Genomic DNA, 18994 nt, shown 5'->3' with positions numbered 1-18994 from the left:
AAAGCCTGAGCATGCGCGACGGGGCGTAGAATCGACCGGACGTCACACGGAACGCCTGCAATGAGCCCACTGACCAACACGCTCGTCTTTCTGGCCACACTGGCCGGCATGGAGCTGTTCGCCTGGTGGGCGCACAAGTACGTGATGCACGGCTGGGGTTGGGGCTGGCACAAGTCGCATCACGAGCCGCGCAGCGGCTGGTTCGAAAAGAACGATCTGTATGCGGTGGTGTTTGCCGGCGTCGCCATCCTGCTGATTGCATTGGGCACGGCGGGCTACGGCCCGCTGGAATGGATTGGTGCCGGCATGACGGCCTACGGCTTTCTCTACTTCGTAGCCCATGATGGGCTGGTCCATCATCGCTGGCCGCTGCGCTACGTGCCGCGCAACGGCTATCTCAAGCGCCTCTATCAGGCACACCGCATGCACCATGCGGTGGAGGGCAAGGAACGTTGCGTGTCCTTCGGCTTCCTCTATGCGCCGCCATTGCCGGTACTCAAGCAGCAACTGCGCGAACTGCACGACGGGCCGTTGCGCAAGGCGAGTACTAGCGAGGACGCGTCCAGAGATCGTCAGGACGCGGCCTGACCTGCATCCGCCGCGAGGCCAGCGCCAGCACGCCCCCGGCCAGCAGGAACTGCAGCTTCTGCCCTTTGCTGGTGGAGACGCGCGAATCCCATGCCGCCGAACCGCGTGCTTTCACTTCGACGCCGATCTGCCGGTAGACCCCATGCGCGGTGGCGATCGACCAGGCCGAGCGTAGCGGCAGATCCGGCAACCCCTGGGAGGCCGACTGGTAGTAGGGTTCGGCGAGATCAACCAGTCGGGCCGCCAGCCGTGCCAGCGCCGCACGATGCTGTGGCAAGGCAACCTCATCAGCTGGAATGCCGACTTCAGCCAGCCATTCAGCCGGCAAATAAACTCGCCCGATCTGCGCATCCTCGACGATGTCACGGGCGATGTTGGTCAACTGGAAGGCCAAGCCGAGATCACAGGCGCGATCCAGGGTCGGCTCCGCTTCGGCGCCCATCACCCGTGCCATCATCAACCCCACCACACCGGCGACCCGGTAGCAGTAGAGCAACGTGTCGTCGAGGGTCTGGTACTGATAATCATGGACATCCATGCGAAAGCCGGCCAGGTGCTCCAGCGGGTATTCCCTCGGAATCTGGTGGCGCTGGATCACCTGCTGGAACGCAGCGAAAGCCGGATCGCTCATCGGCTCATCAGCATAGGCGCGCTCGGTCAGCTCGACCAGCGCGGCCAGTCGCGCCTCGCCGGTGGAGCGATCACCTTCGACCTGACCATGCCCCAGCGTCTGCCCATCGATCACATCATCGCAATGACGGCACCAGGCGTAGAGCATCACGGCGCTCTGGCGGGTGCGCTCGTCGAACAGCTTTGCAGCCGCCGCGAAGCTCTTGGAGCCGACGTTGATCGCCTGGGTCGAGTGGTTGATGACCGTGTCGTTCATCCGGCCTGCTCCTTCAATATGAAGTCCTCCAGCATCAGGCCTGCCGTGGCCTTGGCTGAACCCACGACGCCCGGAACACCTGCGCCCGGATGGGTGCCGGCGCCGACGATATAGAGGTTGGGAATCACGTCATCGCGGTTATGCGGGCGGAACCAGGCGCTCTGGGTGAGGATCGGTTCCAGCGAAAACGCCGAACCCAGATGGGCATTGAGCTCGTCGCGGAAATCGTGCGGCGTGAAGATCCGATGAGTAACCAGATCACCACGCAGGCCCGGGATGTAGTGACGCTCAAGGTATTCGAAGATGCGGTCGCGGTATTTCGGCCCCTCCACCGCCCAGTCGATATCCGCCGTACCCAGATGCGGCACCGGCGCCAGCACGTAGTGGCTGGCGCAGCCTTCCGGCGCCAGCGACGGATCGGTCACGCAGGGCGCATGCAGGTAGAGGGAGAAATCGTCGGCCAGGGTTTCACGCTTGAATATCTCGTCGATCAGCTCGCGGTAGCGCGGGCCGAAACACACCGTATGGTGCTGCAGGTGCTCATGGCGGCGCTTGAGGCCGAAATGGATGACGAACAACGACATGGAAAAGCGCTTGCCGCTCAGCCGCTTGGCCTCGTCGCGGCCGCGCGCCTCATGCCCGAGCAGCTGCTTGTAGGTATTGACCACATCGGCATTGGAGGCCACCGCATCGGTGTCGAATCGCCGCCCTTGCTGCGTGATCACCGCATTCACTCGCCCTTCGGCCAGTTCGATGCGCGCCACCTCGGCATTGAGCTCCAGCTTGCCACCCAGATCCTCGAAGAGTTTGACCATCCCCTGCACCAGCGCACCGGTACCGCCGCGCGGGAACCACACCCCCCCTTGGCGCTCCAGGGCATGAATCAAGGCATAGATCGACGAGGTGTCAAACGGGTTGCCGCCGACCAGCAGGGATTGAAAGGACAAGGCCTGCCGCAGCCGGTCGCTCTCGACGAATTTCGAGACCATGCTGTAAACGTTGCGCCAGGCTTGCAGCTTGGCCAGCTGTGGCGCGACACCGATCATGCTGCGAAACGAGAGGAAAGGTACGGTGCCAAGCTTGACGTATCCCTCCTCGTACACCGCGCGCGAATAGGCGAGAAAGCGTTGGTAGCCGGCCACATCCTTGGGGTTCAGCGCGTGGATCTGCTTGTCCAGCTCGGCCTGATCATTGACGTAATCGAAGCTGTGGCCGTCTTCCCAGCACAGCCGATAGAAGGGGCTGACCGGCAGCAACTCGACGTAATCGGCCATGCGTTTGCCGGCACCGGTAAACAGCTCATCGAGCGCGGGCGGGTCGGTGATCACCGTTGGCCCGGCATCGAAGGTGAAACCCTGGTCGTGATAGACATAGGCGCGGCCACCCGGCTTATCGCGCTTCTCCAGCACAGTGGTCTGTACGCCGCTGCGCTGCAGACGGATCGCCAGCGCCAGCCCGCCGAAACCGGCACCAATCACCACGGCCCGCTTGGGCCGAACGCCTGTTGGCTCGTTCATCGCTTGTCCTTGTGGTGCAGGTTGCCAGCGGCGAGCGCACGCAGCGCCTCGCCCACCGGCACGGGAGGTTTACCCGAGACGATGCGCAAGCGGTCCCAGGTGGTCAGATTGGCCGCGTAGAAGCGCTGGATCAGCGGTTCACGCAGGCGGTAGAAACGTTGCATCACGGCCCAGCGGCGATCCGCCGGGCCGGCCATGAACAGCATGCGATTGAGCAGGCGGAAAAAGCCGCGCTGGCGCCACTGCGCCAACGAGTAGCTGCGCGTTGCCTCGTACAGGCTGGCCGCATCCCAGCGATCCAGCGCGATCAGGTGATCGGCCAGACGCACCGCGTCGGGCAACGAGTAGCCGGTAGTGGGATGGAACAAGGCCGCTGACAGGCCGGTCTGCGGCAGGCCACGCGCCTCGTCCCAGAAGGCCGGTAGGTCTCCAGACAAGACGATGGGCAGCACGCCATGTTCCTCACGCAACAGTTCGGCGATCACCCAGCCGCGTGAACTGGCGTAGTGATAGATGTTTTCGCGCAAGGTCTCAGGCGCCACGGCGTCGCCGTCGGCGTAATAGGTATCCTCGATCAGCAGCGTATCGACGCTGAGCGGCAGCACGTAGACGAACCGGTAGCCGTCCTGCTGCGCGACGCTGGCGTCCATGATGATCGGCTCGCGCAGGCCGTGTGGCTGTTGCAGGCGCAGTTCCTGACCGAGGAATTTCTGAAAGCCCAGCGCCAACTGATCGGTACGGCGCACACCGCGCCCATCGATCACTGCGCCGGCCTGCAACATTTCGCCCGAAGCCAGGCGCACCTGCTGCGGCTGCACCTCCACAACGGACGTGCTCAACCGAACGCCACCACTCAGTTCGGTCATCATGTACTGATGAAAACGCTCGGAAAAAATACTCGCGTAACCGCTGTCCAGCCGCCGTTTGAGGTCCGGAAAGATCACTTCGTAGCCCGGCCAGCGGGACCCCACCAAGGGCTCCAGCCAACGGTGCTGGACTGGCGTCAGGTCGTGCTCATGAAACGACCAGGTATGGTTGCCACCCAAGGTTTCGCCTTGTTCCAGCAGTAACAGGCGCAGATCGGGACGCTGCTTGCGCAGTCGCAGTGCCAGCAGTCCGTTGGCCAGGCCACCGCCGACGAGGATCAGCTCCGCATCAAGCGCCACCGGCCACCTCCGGGCATTTGTTGAGCGCAGCCGATTGCGGCCTCGATCAGATCGGCGGCACTCACCGCACCACCGACCTGTCGCACCTCTGCGCCAAGCTGCGCCGCCCGCTGGCGAAACGCCGGATCGCCCAGCAGCCGCGCCAACGCCTGGCTGATTCGCGCTGGACGCGCCAACCGCGGAGAAATCCGCAGGCCGACGCCGGCATGCTCGATACGCGCCGCGACGCCGGGCTGATCGAAGGCAATCGGCAGCGCCAGCATCGGTACACCGGCCTCCAGTGCATCGAGCACGGTATTCAGTCCGGCATGGGTGATAACCACGGAAGCCTTGGCCAACGCCGCGCGCTGCGCTGCGAAATCGGTCACCCAATCCGCGCCCTCTTCATGCAGCCGCGCCGCTTGTGCGGCGTTCAACCCGCCGCAATGGGCGATCAGCAGTTGCACACCGAGGGGCTTGCAGGCACGGGCGATACTGCGCAGCAGCCCGTAGCGATGACCCTGCAAGGTGCCCAGGGAGGCAAAGACGAAAGGCCGCGCCGGATTGATCGGCAGGTTCAGCTCGGCTTCGCTCTCCAGCGGGCGGCGCAACGGCCCGACAGCATGAAAATGCGCCGGAAGCTGGCGCCGCGGAAAGTCGAATCCCGTCACCGTTTGGCTGATCTGCAGCAGCGGCGACATGCATTCGCTCAGGGTCGTACGAGGCGCCAGGCCGAACGCCTGACAGTAGCGCTCGATCACCTCGGCCTGCAGGCGCATTAGATGGTCGTAAACACGACTGCTGTGCAGGTTGAGCTGCTCGCCCCAGTCTGTCGCCCGGTAGCGCCAGGGCATCACCGGCAAGGGCACCAGCGGTTCGCGGTTGAACGGCAGCGCACAGGCGACGGAGACGAACGGCAGGCCAAGATGCTCGGCCACCAGCGCGCCCGCCGGCTCCATCTGATCGGCCAGCACGGCATCGACCTCTAGCGAGCGCAATACGGCCGGCCCCTCACGGCAGAACAGCTCGGTGCTGGCGGCCATATCGGCGATGACCCGGCGAATACCGAACGGTCCCGGTTGCGCGGCCCGACGGACCACCGCAGCCAAGGTCCCCGGCGGATGGGACTGAGTACCGATAGCAACGAAATCGGCCTGGGACAATGTCAGCAACTCAGCGACATCGGTCTGCTGCACGAAGGTGACGCGGTGACCCCGCCGCGTCAGTTGCCAGGCGATGGCTTCGAACGCGCGCAGATGACTGAGAAAGGGCGGTGCAATTGCCGCAAAGTGAGTCATCTGGCGGCTCCACCGGGCTTCAGAAGGCGGCTACTTGCAGCAGCCGCGCCTGCCGCAGTTCGGCAAGGCTGGCCGAACCGGTACAGAAACAGGCGATCCGCAGCTGCTCGATCAATACCTCGAAATGCTTCACCACTGCCTCACTGTTCAGCATCGCGGCCTGCAGCACCCCGGCCGCCTGTCCGACCAGATCGGCACCCAGGCAGATCGCCTTGGCCGCCTCGACCCCGTCGCGAATGCCGCCGGAAGCGATCAGCGGCGTGTCCGGGCAAGCCTCGCGCACCGCCAGCAGTGCCTGCGCCGTGGGGATTCCCCATTCGGCGAATGCCTGGGCAATCGCCCGCTGGCTGACATCTGTAGCCCGCTCGGCTTCAACCGCCGCCCAGCTGGTACCACCGGAACCTGCCACATCAATGGCGGCGACACCCGCGTCGACCAACTGCCGTGCCACCGTCGCGGATATGCCCGCACCGACCTCCTTGATTACCACCGGTGCGGCAAGGCGGCGGGCAAGTGCTTCGATCGCCTTGAGCACGCCTCGCCAATCACGGTCGCCTCCGGGCTGAACCGCTTCCTGCAACGGATTCAGGTGCACGATCAGCGCATCGCCGTCGATCATCTCGACAGCGCGGCGCGCCTCGTCTACGCCGTAGCCACGGACCAGCTGGGCGGCACCGAAGTTGGCCAGCAGCAGAATGTCCGGCGCCAGTTGCCGCAGCTGGCCGGTCAGGCCCTGATCGCCCGCGGTTTCCAGCGCGACCCGCTGCGACCCCACCGCCATGGCGATGCCCAGCTGCTGCGCGGCCTCTGCCAGATGCGCATTGATCGCCGCCGAGCGCGCGGCACCACCGGTCATCGAGCTGATCAGCAGCGGCGCACGCAGCTGGCGGCCGAACAGCCTGGTATGCAGGTCGATCTCGTCCAGGTGCAACTCAGGCAGAGCGCAGTGCTCAAAGCGGAAGGCGCCAAAACCGGTACCCGTCGCACCGGCCGCCCGCGCCGGATCGAGGACGATGTCCAGGTGATCGTTTTTACGGCTGACCAACGATTGCTTGCTCATGGAAATCGGCTCCCGGGAAGACTTGTTTGGACGTGACGCCCTGAAAAAAGTGCTATGCGATGGCACGACTTGTACAGCTTTCTGTCGAAACGTCCAATCGTTGTACAACATTGCGCAACCCGGCTGCTCGAACTGGGGCGCCAGCGAGGGCACCGCCATGCAAACGCAGAATTCCCCCCTCCCGCTCTCGCAATGCGACAGCTTGCTGCGCCTGCGTCGGCAGGTCGACGACCGCTTGGCGATGCGCCTGCCGCTACCCGAGTCGGAGCGGGACAAGATCAGCCTGGCATTGCGCGAAGGCACCCTGGCGCCTGGCAAGAGGCTCCGACCATTGCTGTTGTTGCTGGCGCTGGCCGATCTCGGCATCGATCCGGATACCGGCCTGGACCCGGCCTGTGCCCTGGAAATGATCCATGCCGCCTCGCTGTTTCTCGACGACATGCCCTGCATGGATAACGCCAGCCTGCGCCGCGGCCAGCCGACCATTCACCTGCGTTTCGGCGAGGACGTTGCCGTGCTCGCCTCGGTGGCGCTGCTCAGCCATGCCTACGGCATCACCGCAACCGCACCCAGGCTCACCCCGCGGCAGCGCAACGATGCGGTCGCCATCCTCGCCCGCTCGGTCGGAGCACAAGGCCTGGTGCGGGGACAGTTTCGCGACCTGCATGGCGCCGACGAGGCACACCCGCTCGACGCGGTGATCGCCACCAATCAGTTGAAGACCGGCTCGCTGTTCACCGCCGCCCTGGAACTCGCGGCGCTGCTTGCGGGGGCCGAGCGAGCCCTTAGCAGCCACCTGCAAGGCTTCGCCAACGAGCTGGGCATGGCGTTCCAGCTGCTCGACGATATCGCCGATGGCCTGACACCCGAGCAAACCGGCAAGGACTGCCAGCAGGATCGAGCCAAGCCGACCGTGGTTTCGCTACTGGGCCAGCAAGAGGCGCATCAGCAGCTGGCGATGCACCGCGAAGCCGCGCTGAGTCACCTGCAAACCGCCGGGCTGGGCGATGGCGAGCTGGCAGGGCTGCTGCGTCAGCTGTTCGGCTGAGCGATGGACCGGCGCCGTGTTGACGCTTCATCAGTGCAATGGATGAAGCTAGGCAATGGAAAACCGCGCTCCTTAGACTCGGGCAGATGAAAACGGAGGTTGACCATGACCGAGACCCTGCTCTGCCCGCGTAACCTGGCATTCGAACTCTACGAAGTGCTGGATGCAGAGGCTCTGACCCGCCGCGAGCACTTCGCCGATCACAGCCGCGAGACCTTCGACGCCGCCATCGGCACCGCGCGCACCATCGCCGAGAAGTACTTCGCGCCGCACAACCGCAAGTCCGATGAGCACGAACCGCAGTACGTGAACGGCGAAGCGGTGCTGATCCCCGAGGTCAAACCGGCCGTGGACGCCTTCATCGAGGCGGGCTTTCACAATGCGCAGCGCAGCTTCGATGATGGCGGCATGCAGCTGCCGAACCTGCTCTCGCGGGCCTGCTTCGCGCATTTCCAGTCGGCCAACATCGCCACCAGCTCCTACCCGATGCTCAGCATGGGCGCCTCGCATCTGATCGAGGCATTCGGCTCCGAGGAGCAGAAGCAGCGCTTTCTGCAGCCGATGCTCGAGGGCCGCTTCTTCGGCACCATGGCGCTTACCGAGCCGCATGCCGGCTCCTCGCTGTCGGATATCCGCACCCGCGCCGAACCGGCCGGTGACGGCAGCTATCGCCTCAAGGGCAACAAGATCTTCATTTCCGGCGGCGACCACCCGCTGTCGGAGAACATCGTGCACATGGTGCTGGCCAAACTGCCGGACGCGCCGCCCGGGGTGAAGGGCATCAGCCTGTTCATCGTGCCGAAGTTCCTGGTTAACGACGACGGCAGCCTCGGCCAGCGCAACGACGTGCTGCTTGCCGGCCTGTTCCACAAGATGGGCTGGCGCGGTACCACCAGCACGGCGCTGAATTTTGGCGACAACGGCGCGTGCGTTGGCTATCTGGTAGGCGAGCCGCACAAGGGCCTGGCCTACATGTTCCAGATGATGAACGAGGCGCGCATCGGCGTCGGCATGGGCGCCATCATGCTCGGCTACGCCGGTTACCTCTATTCACTGAACTACGCTCGCGAGCGTCCGCAGGGCCGCCTGCCGGACGGCAAGGACCCAGCCTCGAGCCAGGTGCCGATCATCGAGCACACCGACGTCAAGCGCATGCTGTTGATGCAGAAGGCGTACGTCGAAGGCGCCTTCGATCTCGGCTTGTACTCCGCACGACTGGTTGACGACGAGCACACGGCTGACAGCGAAGAAGAGCGGCGCAACGCCAGCGAGCTGCTCGACCTGCTGACGCCGATCGTCAAATCCTGGCCGTCTGAGTACTGCCTGAAAGCCAACGAGCTGGCGATCCAGATTCTCGGTGGCCATGGCTACACCCGCGAATACCCAGTGGAGCAGTACTACCGCGACAACCGGCTCAACCCGATCCACGAAGGCACCCACGGCATCCAGTCGCTGGACCTGCTCGGCCGCAAGCTGATGCAGAACAAGGGCGCCGGCCTGCGCCAGCTGCTCGGGTTGATCCAGGCCAGTTGCGCACGTGCCGCCGAATACGACTCGCTGACCGCTCTGCGCCAGCCGCTGGAGCAGCACATCGCCCGCCTTAGCCGCGTCACCCAAGCGTTGCTTGGCGATCTCGCAACCGGCAAGGTCAACCAGGCGCTGGCCAATTCGGCGCTGTATCTGAAGGTGTTTGGCCATACGGTGATCGGCTGGCGCTGGCTGGAGCAGGCACTACGTGCCGAACGCGGCCTGGCCGAGGGCAATCCGGCGGATGCCGATTTCTATCGCGGCAAGCTTCAGGCCGCGCGTTACTTCCTCACCTGGGAGGTGCCGGCTTGCGAGCATGAGCTGGCCATCCTCGAAGCGCGTGATGACACCTGCCTGGCCATGCAGGACGCCTGGTTCTAGCGGGTTTCTGCGGTCCCGTTACAACGCCCCGCTCATGCGGGGCTTTTTTTGACAGCCTGTCAAATCATCAGGTTAGAATCGCTGGCATATCCCGTGCATGAGCGCGAGGCGGCATTCTCTGACGGAGACCTGATTTGGACCTCGGCAACCTCAACCACCTGTTCTTTATCGGTGCCTTGTTGGTGGCTGCGAGCATCCTGATGAGTTCGCTGTCGAACCGACTCGGCGTGCCGATCCTGGTCATCTTCCTCGCCGTCGGCATGCTCGCCGGCGTCGATGGCGTAGGCGGTATCGTCTTCGGCGACTACCAGCTGGCCTTCGTCATCAGCAACCTGGCGCTGGCGGTCATCCTGCTCGATGGCGGCATGCGCACCCGCACCGCAACCTTCCGCGTCGCACTCAAACCGGCGTTCTCCCTGGCGACCCTGGGCGTGGCGATCACCTCCGGCCTGACCGGGCTGGCCGCCGCCTGGCTGTTCGATCTACCGCTGTTGCAGGGCCTGCTGATCGGCGCCATCGTCGGCTCCACCGATGCGGCCGTGGTGTTCAACCTGCTCAATGGCAAGGGCCTCAACGAGCGGGTCGGCTCGACCCTGGAAATCGAATCGGGCAGCAACGACCCGATGGCGATGTTCCTCACCGTCGCACTGATCGACATGCTGCTCGCCGGCCGCACGTCCTTTGGCTGGGATTTTCTGCTCACCCTGTTGCAGCAGTTCGGCATCGGCACCGTGCTAGGCCTGCTCGGCGGCTGGCTGTTGCTGCAGCTGATCAATCGCCTGTCGGTGGCCGACGGTCTTTACCCGCTGCTGGCAGTGGCCGGTGGTCTGATGATCTTCGCGCTGTCCGGCGCTATCGGCGGCAGCGGCATCCTGGCGATCTACGTGTGCGGGCTGCTGCTGGGCAACCGGCCGATTCGCAACCGCCACGGCATTCTGCACATGTTCGACGGCCTGGCCTGGCTCAGCCAGATCAGCATGTTCCTCGTGCTCGGCTTGCTGCTGACGCCCAGCGAACTGTTACCCATTGCGCTGCCGGCATTGGCGCTGTCGCTGTGGATGATTCTCTTCGCACGGCCGCTGGCGGTGTTCGTCAGCCTGCTGCCGTTTCGCAGTTTCCACATGCGCGAACGCCTGTTCATCTCCTGGATCGGCCTGCGCGGCGCGGTGCCTGTCATTCTCGCTGTGTTCCCGCTTATGGCGGGGCTGGAAAACGCGCAGTTGTTCTTCAATGTCGCGTTCTTCATCGTGCTGGTGTCGCTGCTGCTGCAGGGGTCGACGCTGGCCTGGACGGCGAAGAAGGCGAAAGTGGAAGTACCGCCGTCACCGATGCCGGTTTCGCGTAGCGGCCTGCAGGTACACACCACCAGCCAGTGGGAGATGTTCGTTTACCGCCTGAGCGCCAGCAAATGGTGCGTCGGTGCCGCCCTGCGCGAGCTGAAGATGCCGCCAGGGACCCGCATCGCTGCACTGTTCCGCGGCAAGGAATTGCTGCACCCGTCAGGCAGCACCCGGCTGCAGGTCGATGACATTCTCTGCGTGATCGGCCACGACGAAGACCTGCCGGCGCTCGGCAAGCTGTTCAGCCAGGCGCCCAAGCGCGGCCAGGACCTGCGCTTCTTCGGCGATTTCATCCTCGAAGCCGACGCCCAACTCAGCGCCATCGCGGCGCTCTACGGGCTCAAGCTCGGCGACGTAGACGGCAACCAGACGATCGGCGCCTTCATGGCCGAGCAGGTCAGCGGAAATCCGGTGGTCGGTGACCAGGTTGAATGGAACGGCCTGACCTGGACCGTGGCGGCGATGGAGGCCGGAGAAGTGCGCAAGGTCGGCCTGAAATTCCCCGAGGGCGACAAGCCCGGACCGCAGTTGATGTTCTAACCACCGTGCTGCCGGCGAACGGCGGTGGCTCACCGCCCGTCCGTCGGCCAGCTGCAGGGTACTCGCGCTGGACTGGCGCAGCCCGTAGACTTTCGCCCTCTCTGGTCATTCGCCTACGTCACTGCCCTCATGTCACTCCTGCGCACCCTGCTGTTCTCGACGTTCTGCCTGTTCGTCGCCCCCCTCCATGCCCAATCGCTGGAAAGCCTGACTGGCACGCCGCCGGCCGCCGAAGGCGAGACGAAACCTGCGCAGCTGTCGCTGGGTGAGCAGACCCAGCGCATGGTTCAGCAGACCGAAAACAGCAACAAGCGCGCCGAGGATCTGAAAGCTCTGCTGGCCCAGGCCCCCAAGGAAATTGCCGAGGCCCAGCGCGAACTGGCCAAGCTCAAGGCCAGTTCGGATGAAGACCCGGCCCAGCGCTACGCCAAACAATCGGTCGAAGCCCTGGAGCAGCGCCTGAGCGCACGGGTCGAAGAACTGTCCGAATGGCAAAAGCAGTTCAGCGCCGCCAATAGCATGATCATCACCGCGCAGACCCGCCCGGAGCGTGCCCAAGCGCAGATCAGCACGGCGCAGATGCGCATCCAGGAAGCCAACAACCTGCTCAAGAGCGGTCGCGAATCAGGCAAGCCGTTGAGCGAGGAGCGCCGCGCGCTGCTGGAGGCGGAAATCGTTTCGCTCAGTGCGCAGATCGACCTGCGCCGCCAGGAGCTGGCCGGCAACAGCCTGTTGCAGGACCTGGGCAAGGCGCGCCGCGACCTGCTGGCCGAACGCATCGCCCGCGCCGAGCTGGAAACTCAGGCACTGCAGGGGCTGATCAACGAAAAGCGCCGCGCCGAATCGGAACAGACCGTAGCCGAGTTTTCCGCCCGGGTGCAGCAGGCCGGCTCGGACAAGCTGCTCGCCGCCGAGAGTGCCGAAAACCTCAAGCTGTCCGACTACCTGCTGCGCGCGACCGAGCGGCTCAACCGCCTCAACCAGCAGAACCTGAAGACTCGCCAGCAGCTCGATACGCTGAACCAGACCGACCAGGCGCTGGAAGAACAGATCGCCGTGCTCGAGGGCAGCCTGCTGCTGTCGCGCATTCTCTACCAGCAGAAGCAGGCGCTGCCGAGCCTGCAGCTGGACAAGAACCTCGCCGACGAAATCGCCGATATCCGCCTGTACCAGTTCGAACTCAACCAGCGCCGCGAAGCCGCCGGTAATTCGGCCGCCTACGTCGACCAGTTGCTGGCACGGCAGAACGAAGAGGACGTGACGCCCGAACTGCGGCGTACGCTGCTCGACCTGGCGACCACCCGCAGCGAGCTGCTCGACCGCCTCAACCGTGAACTGGACGCCCTGCTCAACTCCTCGATCACCCTGCAGCTGAACCAGAAACAGCTGCAGGACACCGCCCGCATGCTGAGTGATACGCTCGACGAGCAGATGTTCTGGATTCCCAGCAACAAGCCGCTGGATTTCGGCTGGCTGCAGGGCTCTGTGCAACGGCTGAAAGTGCAGTTGGCAGCGATGCCCTGGCTTTCAGCTGTTCAAGAGCTGGGCGCCGGGCTCAAGGAGCGGCCACTGTTCTTCCTGCCGCTGCTGCTGCTGATCGCCGGGCTGCTTTGGTGGCGCAAGACGATCGATGCCAAGCTCAGTTCGCTGAGCGAGCAGATCGGCCACTTCCGCAACGACAGCCAGCTGCACACGCCGCTGGCACTGCTGTTGAACCTCCTGCTGGCGCTGCCCGGCGCGCTGTTCCTGGCCCTGTGCGGCTATCTGTTGCAGATGGATGCGCGCGGGCAAAACTACGTGCTCGGCGCCGCCTTGTTTGAAATGGCGCAGGCCTGGCTGGTGTTCTACAGTGCCTACCGCATGCTCTCGCCAGGGCGCGTGGCCGAGCTGCATTTTGGCTGGTCGCGACCGCAGGTGGCGTTCCTGCGCGACGAGATCCGTCGCCTCGGCATGATCGTCATAGCCCTGGTCGCGGTGGTCAGCGTGGCCGAGCACCAGCCGGCGCGACTGGCCGACGATGTGCTCGGCATTCTCGTGGTGCTGACCTGCTTCGCCTTGATGAGCTGGCGTCTCAACCGCTTGCTGCTCAAGGGACCGTCGAGCCAGAACGCACCGCCACTGCGCCTGATGATCGGCCTGCTGTTCAGCATGCTGCCGATCGCGCTGATCGTCGCGGTAGGCTTCGGCTACTACTACACCGCGCTGAAGCTGACCGACCGGCTGATCGATACGCTCTACGTGCTGATGATCTGGATCGTCGTCGAAGCGGCACTGATCCGCGGGCTGACCGTGGCCGCGCGGCGCCTGGCCTACAAACGAGCGCTGGCCAAGCGGCAAGCACAGGTCGACGAAACCGGGGACAGCACGGAAGCCCAGGGCGAACCGGGGCTGGACATCGAACAGGTCAACCAGCAGTCGCTGCGCCTGACCCGCATGACCATGTTCGGCGTGTTCCTGGTAGCGCTGTACTGGGTCTGGTCGGACCTGATCTCGGTCGTCTCCTACCTGGACAACATCACCCTCTACGAATACACCAGCGGCAGCGGCGATGCCCTGACCACCGCAGCGATCAGTCTGAACAACCTGCTCGGCGCGCTGCTGATCATCGCCATCACCGTGGCCCTGGCGCGCAACCTGCCCGGCCTATTGGAAGTCATGGTGCTGTCCAAGCTGCGCCTGGCCCAGGGCAGCGCCTATGCCACCACTACGTTGTTGTCTTACGCACTGGCCGGCTTCGGCATCGTCGCCACGCTGTCCACCCTGGGCGTCAGCTGGGACAAACTGCAATGGCTGGTGGCAGCACTTTCGGTGGGTTTGGGCTTCGGCCTGCAGGAGATCTTCGCCAACTTCATTTCCGGCCTGATCATCCTCTTCGAGCGCCCGGTGCGCATCGGTGATGTGGTCACTATCGGCAACCTGTCGGGCACCGTCAGCCGGATCCGCATCCGCGCCACCACCATCACCGACTTCGACCGCAAGGACATCATCGTCCCGAACAAGACCTTCATCACCGGCCAGCTGATCAACTGGTCGTTGAGCGACACCGTGACCCGCGTGACGCTGAAGGTCGGCGTCGCCTACGGCTCGGACCTGGAGGCGGTGCGCAAGCTGCTATTGCAGGCCGCCCGGGACAATCCGCGGGTACTCAAGGAGCCGGAGCCGCAGGTGCTGTTCCTCAACTTCGGCGAAAGCACCCTGGATCACGAGTTGCGCATCCACGTGCGTGACCTCGGCGATCGCAACCCGGCGACCGACGAGATCAACCGCTTCATCGATCGCGAATTCAACAAGGCCGGGATCAACATCGCCTTCCGCCAGGTCGACGTATTCCTGAAGAACTTCAACGGCCAGCAACTGCAGCTGAGCACCACGCCCAAGCCCGCCGACGAGCAGAAGCCGTCTACCGATGATCGTGGCTGAGGAACACTCGGCCAGGTCGCAGCCTCCAACGTCCTGAACATGCCCGGCACCGGCCGGGCCATTCTTGCTACACGCCGCGCCGGAGGTATTTTGAAAAGCCTGACCCAACTGACCTTCGACAACCGCTTCGCCCGACTCGGCGACACCTTTTCCACCGAGGTGTCGCCGCAGCCGCTAAGCGACCCTCGCCTGGTGGTCGCCAGCGAGGCGGCGATGGCGCTGCTGGATATGGGCCCAGCCGAGGCCGAGCAAGCGCTGTTCACCGAACTGTTCTCCGGACACAAGATCTGGTCCACGGCCGAACCGCGGGCGATGATCTATTCCGGCCATCAGTTCGGCAGCTACAACCCACAGCTGGGCGATGGCCGCGGGCTGCTGCTCGGCGAGGTGGTCAACGAAGCGGGCGAGTACTGGGACCTGCACCTCAAGGGCGCCGGCAAGACGCCCTACTCGCGCATGGGCGACGGCCGCGCGGTGCTGCGCTCGTCGATCCGCGAATTCCTTGCCAGTGAACACCTGCACGCGCTGGGCATCCCCAGCTCGCGGGCGCTGTGCGTCACCGGCTCGGATTCAATGGTCTACCGCGAGCGCCCGGAACGCGGTGCCATGCTGCTGCGCCTGGCGCCGAGCCACGTGCGCTTCGGTCACTTCGAGTTCTTCTACTACACCCGCCAGCACGCCGAACTGAAGCAGCTGCTCGAACACGTCATCGAGGCGCACTTCACCGAACTACTGGAACACCCCGAGCCGTTCCACGCGTTCTTCCGCGAAGTGCTCGAACGCACCGCCGCGCTCATCGCCCGCTGGCAGGCCTACGGTTTCTGCCACGGCGTGATGAACACCGACAACATGTCGATCCTCGGCATCACCTTCGACTTCGGCCCTTATGCCTTCCTCGACGACTTCGATGCGCGCTTCATCTGCAACCACTCCGATGACACCGGCCGCTACTCCTTCGAGAACCAGGTGCCCATCGCCCATTGGAACCTGGCCGCGCTGGCGCAGGCGCTGACGCCGTTCGTCGACGTCAAGGTGCTGCGCGAAACCATGGAGCTGTTCCTGCCGCTGTACGAAGCCGAGTGGCTGGATCTGATGCGCCGACGCCTGGGCTTCAACCAGGCCGAGACGGGTGACGACGAGCTCGTACGTCGCCTGTTGCAGCTGATGCAGGCCGGCGCCATCGACTACAGCCGCTTCTTCCGGGAGCTTAGCGAAAGCCCTGCGGAGCAGGCGGTGAGCCGTCTGCGCGAGGACTTCGTCGATCTGCAGAGTTTCGATGGCTGGGCAGCGGACTATTGCGCACGCACGGCGCGTGAAGCCGGCGACGCAGGTACGCGCGAGGCGCGCATGCAGGCGGTCAATCCGAAGTACATCCTGCGCAACTACCTGGCGCAACAAGCCATCGAGGCCGCGGAGAAAGGTGACTACGCGCCGGTACGCGAGCTGCATGCGGTGCTTAGTCGACCCTTCGACGACCAGCCCGGCATGCAGCGCTACGCCGAGCGTCCGCCGGAATGGGGCAAGCACCTGGAAATCAGCTGTTCGTCCTGACAACGAAAACAGTGGCTCACCGCGCGCTCGTCGGTGCTGCCTCGCGGCGAGCAAGTCGCGGGATTGCCAGAGAGTTCAGCGCCTACTCCCTCAACGGCAGCAGCACGCGGAACTGCGAGCCCTGCCCTTCCACGCTTTGCACCTGGATGCGGCCGTTGTGCGCTCTGACGATCTGGTCGGCGATAAACAGGCCCAGCCCCAGGCCAGCGCTGCCTTCGCTGCCCTCGGCGCGCTCGAACTGGCAGAAGATGCGCTCCAGGCTCTTCGCGCTGATGCCAATGCCGTGGTCGCGCACCTCGATGCAGGCGCCTTCTGTGCAGGTCATGACGCTGACCTGCACCGGTTTGCCAGCGCCGTAGCGCATGGCATTGGTCAGCAGGTTGGCCAGTACCTGTTCGATGCGGAAGGCGTCCCAGACGCCGATGATCGACTCGTTGCGCTGCAAAAGCAGATCGCAGCCGCAGGCTTCCATTTGCGCCGCAAAGCTTTCCACGACATTGCCGACCAGCTGGGCGAGATCGGTGCGAATCGGGCGGATCGACAGCTTGCCGGTACGGATGCGCGAGACATCGAGCATATCGTCGATCAGGCGAATCAGGCTCTGGATCTGCCGTTCGTCCTTGCCGACCATGTTGCGTAGCCGCTCTTCAGTGAAAGCGGCGAAATTGTTGCGGCCGAGCTGCAGCTTGCGCAGCTGCACCTCCAGAATCAGGGTGTTCAGCGGCGTTTTCAGTTCGTGCGAGACGATCGACATGAAGTCATCGCGCATGCGCACCGCGTCTTCCAGTTCGGCCTTGGTGCTGCGCAGCTCGTCGAGTAGCACTTCCTGCTCGCGGCGGCTGCGTTCCAGCGCCTCCAGCTGGCGCGCCAGGCGCTTGCGGCTGCGATACAGGTCGACGAATACGCTGACCTTGCTGCGCACCGCATGGGCATCCAGCGGTTTGTGCATGAAATCCACCGCACCGCTTTCGTAGCCCTTGAACGCATAGTTGAGCTCACGACCGGCCGCGCTGACGAAAACGATGGGGATCTGCTTGGTGCGCTCGGTGCCGCGCATCAGCTCGGCCAGCTGGAAACCGTCCATGCCGGGCATCTGCACATCGAGGATGGCCAGCGCGAACTCGTGCCGCAGCAACAGTTCGAGCGCCTGCTCGGCCGACTCGGCCTGATGAACCCGTACACCGGGCGCCTGCAGCAGCGCATCCAGTGCCAGCAGGTTTTCCGGCAGGTCATCGACGATCAGCAGATTAACCTCGTCGGTACGGTCAGGCATGGTCACTCCAGTTCTCGCAACAAACGGTGAATGTCGCGCAGAGGCAAGATGTAATCCGGTGCGAAGCGCTGCAGGGCGGCTCGCGGCATGGTCGGTACGGCTGCTTCGGCAGGGTCCTGAATCACGGTCAGCCCGCCGCTGCGATGAATCGCTTCAAGGCCGGCAGCGCCGTCCTCGTTGGCGCCGGTCAGCAGCACGCCCGCGACCTGCGGTCCCCAGGTATCGGCTGCCGATTCGAACAACACGTCGATCGAGGGGCGGGAAAAATGCACCGCATCGTCCTGGCTCAGCGAGAGGCTGTGGTCGCCCTCGACGAGCAGGTGATAACCAGGTGCGGCAAAGTACAACATTCCGGGGCGCAACTGATCCTTGTCGTCCGCTTCCTTGACCTGCAGCCGGGTCCTGCGCCGGAAGATTTCGGCCAGGTGGGTAGGCCCGTTGGCGGGTATGTGCTGGACCACCAGGATCGGCGGGCGATAGCCGCTCGGCAGGCCCTCGAGCACCATACCGAGCGCCTCCAGCCCACCGGCGGAGGCGCCAATGACCACCGCCTCGATCGGCGGCTGGCGCCTCGTTTGCAGAATCGCCTGCTCTGAGCTGCTCATAGCTTGCGGAAGATCCTTTCCGATTTGTCGAACGGCTCGTAGTGCTTGGCGTAGCCCGAAAATTCGACGGTTTCCTTGCTGCCGAGACCGAGGAAGCCTCGGTGGCAGAGCGATTCGTGAAACAGCCCGAAGGCACGATCCTGCAGCGGCTTGTTGAAGTAGATCAGCACGTTGCGGCAGGAGATCAATTGCGTTTCGGAAAATACGCTATCGGTCGCTAGGCTATGGTCGGCAAACGTAACCTTTTCTTTCAGCGACTTGTCCATGATCGCCGAGTCGTAGGCGGCGGTGTAATAGTCGGAGAAGCTGCGCGTGCCGCCCGCCTGCTGGTAGTTGGCGGTGTACTGACGCAGGTGGTCGATGGCGAAGATGCCCTGGCGCGCCTGTTCCAGCGAGCGCGGGTTGATGTCGGTGGCGTAGATGATCGAGCGCTCGAGCAGGCCTTCTTCCTTGAGCAGGATGGCCATCGAGTAGACCTCTTCGCCGGTGCTGCAGCCGGCGATCCAGATCTTCAGTGACGGATAGGTGCGCAGCACCGGCACCACATGCTCGCGCAGCGAGCGGTAATAGCTCGGGTCGCGGAACATCTCACTGACCGGAATGGTGAGGTACTGCAGCAGATCCATGAACGCCTTCGGGTCGTAGAGAATCTTGCGCTGCAGGTCGGAGATGCTCACGCAGTTCAGCTGTTTGAGCGACAGCAATACCCGGCGCTTGAGCGAAGCGCCGGAGTAATCGCGAAAGTCGTAGCTGTATTTGAGGTAGATGGCCTCGATCAGCAGCTTGAGTTCGATCTCGACGTTACGGTCGGGCAT

The 18994-nt window shown here is 64.2% G+C and carries 14 protein-coding genes; 6 read left to right on the top strand and 8 right to left on the bottom strand.

All coding sequences use genetic code 11. The features are described 5' to 3' along the window. Positions 1-60: 60 nt before the first annotated feature. Positions 61-588 (top strand): sterol desaturase family protein, encoded by a 528-nt coding sequence (locus tag SM130_RS01995; protein ID WP_102824165.1) that lies wholly within the window; start codon positions 61-63, stop codon positions 586-588. On the opposite strand, the gene crtB is transcribed toward SM130_RS01995, so the two are convergent. From crtB to fni, 5 genes are read right to left on the bottom strand one after another with little or no spacing between them, the layout of a single operon-like run. Further along, positions 548-1474 (bottom strand): 15-cis-phytoene synthase CrtB, encoded by a 927-nt coding sequence (gene crtB / locus SM130_RS01990; protein ID WP_102824164.1) that lies wholly within the window; start codon positions 1472-1474, stop codon positions 548-550. The two genes, SM130_RS01995 and crtB, sit on opposite strands and share 41 nt — an antisense overlap. Then, on the bottom strand, positions 1471-2991 hold the full coding sequence (locus SM130_RS01985) for a phytoene desaturase (protein WP_102824163.1): 1521 nt from the start codon (positions 2989-2991) through the stop codon (positions 1471-1473). Before SM130_RS01985 ends, crtB begins: the two co-directional genes overlap by 4 nt. After that, positions 2988-4157 (bottom strand): lycopene beta-cyclase CrtY, encoded by a 1170-nt coding sequence (gene crtY, locus SM130_RS01980; protein WP_102824162.1) that lies wholly within the window; start codon positions 4155-4157, stop codon positions 2988-2990. The genes SM130_RS01985 and crtY overlap by 4 nt, the downstream gene beginning before the upstream one ends. After that, the gene (locus SM130_RS01975; protein WP_102824161.1) at positions 4136-5434 is read right to left on the bottom strand and encodes a glycosyltransferase; all 1299 of its coding nucleotides are present in this window, start codon (positions 5432-5434) and stop codon (positions 4136-4138) included. Before SM130_RS01975 ends, crtY begins: the two co-directional genes overlap by 22 nt. A 19-nt stretch (positions 5435-5453) precedes the next feature. Then, the gene (gene fni / locus SM130_RS01970) at positions 5454-6494 is read right to left on the bottom strand and encodes a type 2 isopentenyl-diphosphate Delta-isomerase (RefSeq protein WP_102824160.1); all 1041 of its coding nucleotides are present in this window, start codon (positions 6492-6494) and stop codon (positions 5454-5456) included. A 157-nt stretch (positions 6495-6651) separates the two neighbouring features. Here fni and SM130_RS01965 point away from each other — a divergent pair, with 157 nt between their 5' ends. The 5 genes from SM130_RS01965 (at position 6652) to selO (ending at position 16301) form a co-directional block, all read left to right on the top strand. Next, positions 6652-7542, top strand: coding sequence for a polyprenyl synthetase family protein (locus SM130_RS01965; protein WP_102824622.1), 891 nt, complete (start codon positions 6652-6654; stop codon positions 7540-7542). 105 nt (positions 7543-7647) lie between these two features. Next, positions 7648-9450, top strand: a complete 1803-nt coding sequence (locus SM130_RS01960) for an acyl-CoA dehydrogenase (protein WP_102824159.1) — start codon at positions 7648-7650, stop codon at positions 9448-9450. 134 nt (positions 9451-9584) lie between these two features. Further along, positions 9585-11330, top strand: a complete 1746-nt coding sequence (locus tag SM130_RS01955; protein WP_102824158.1) for a potassium/proton antiporter — start codon at positions 9585-9587, stop codon at positions 11328-11330. 129 nt (positions 11331-11459) lie between these two features. Continuing rightward, a complete protein-coding gene (mscK, locus tag SM130_RS01950; protein WP_102824621.1) occupies positions 11460-14750 on the top strand; it encodes a mechanosensitive channel MscK in 3291 nt (1096 codons plus the stop codon). 90 nt (positions 14751-14840) lie between these two features. Further along, positions 14841-16301, top strand: a complete 1461-nt coding sequence (gene selO, locus SM130_RS01945) for a protein adenylyltransferase SelO (RefSeq protein WP_102824157.1) — start codon at positions 14841-14843, stop codon at positions 16299-16301. An 82-nt stretch (positions 16302-16383) separates the two neighbouring features. Here the strand turns inward: selO and SM130_RS01940 are convergent, their stop codons facing one another. Genes SM130_RS01940 through SM130_RS01930 form a run of 3 tightly spaced genes read right to left on the bottom strand, consistent with a single transcriptional unit; the run spans position 16384 to position 18994 of the window. Then, positions 16384-17574 carry a hybrid sensor histidine kinase/response regulator gene (locus SM130_RS01940; protein ID WP_102824156.1) on the bottom strand — a complete coding sequence of 397 codons (1191 nt, stop codon included), beginning with the start codon at positions 17572-17574 and terminating at the stop codon, positions 16384-16386. A gap of 2 nt (positions 17575-17576) precedes the next feature. Further along, the gene (locus SM130_RS01935; RefSeq protein ID WP_102824155.1) at positions 17577-18179 is read right to left on the bottom strand and encodes a chemotaxis protein CheB; all 603 of its coding nucleotides are present in this window, start codon (positions 18177-18179) and stop codon (positions 17577-17579) included. Then, entirely contained in the window at positions 18176-18994 is an 819-nt protein-coding gene (locus SM130_RS01930) for a CheR family methyltransferase (RefSeq protein WP_102824154.1), read from the bottom strand. Before SM130_RS01930 ends, SM130_RS01935 begins: the two co-directional genes overlap by 4 nt.

It is taken from the genome of Stutzerimonas stutzeri, assembly GCF_038561965.1.
In the GTDB taxonomy this organism is placed as follows: domain Bacteria; phylum Pseudomonadota; class Gammaproteobacteria; order Pseudomonadales; family Pseudomonadaceae; genus Stutzerimonas; species Stutzerimonas stutzeri_AA.
Note: the sequence above shows the minus strand (reverse complement) of the source record. Positions and strands in the feature narration are given on the sequence as shown.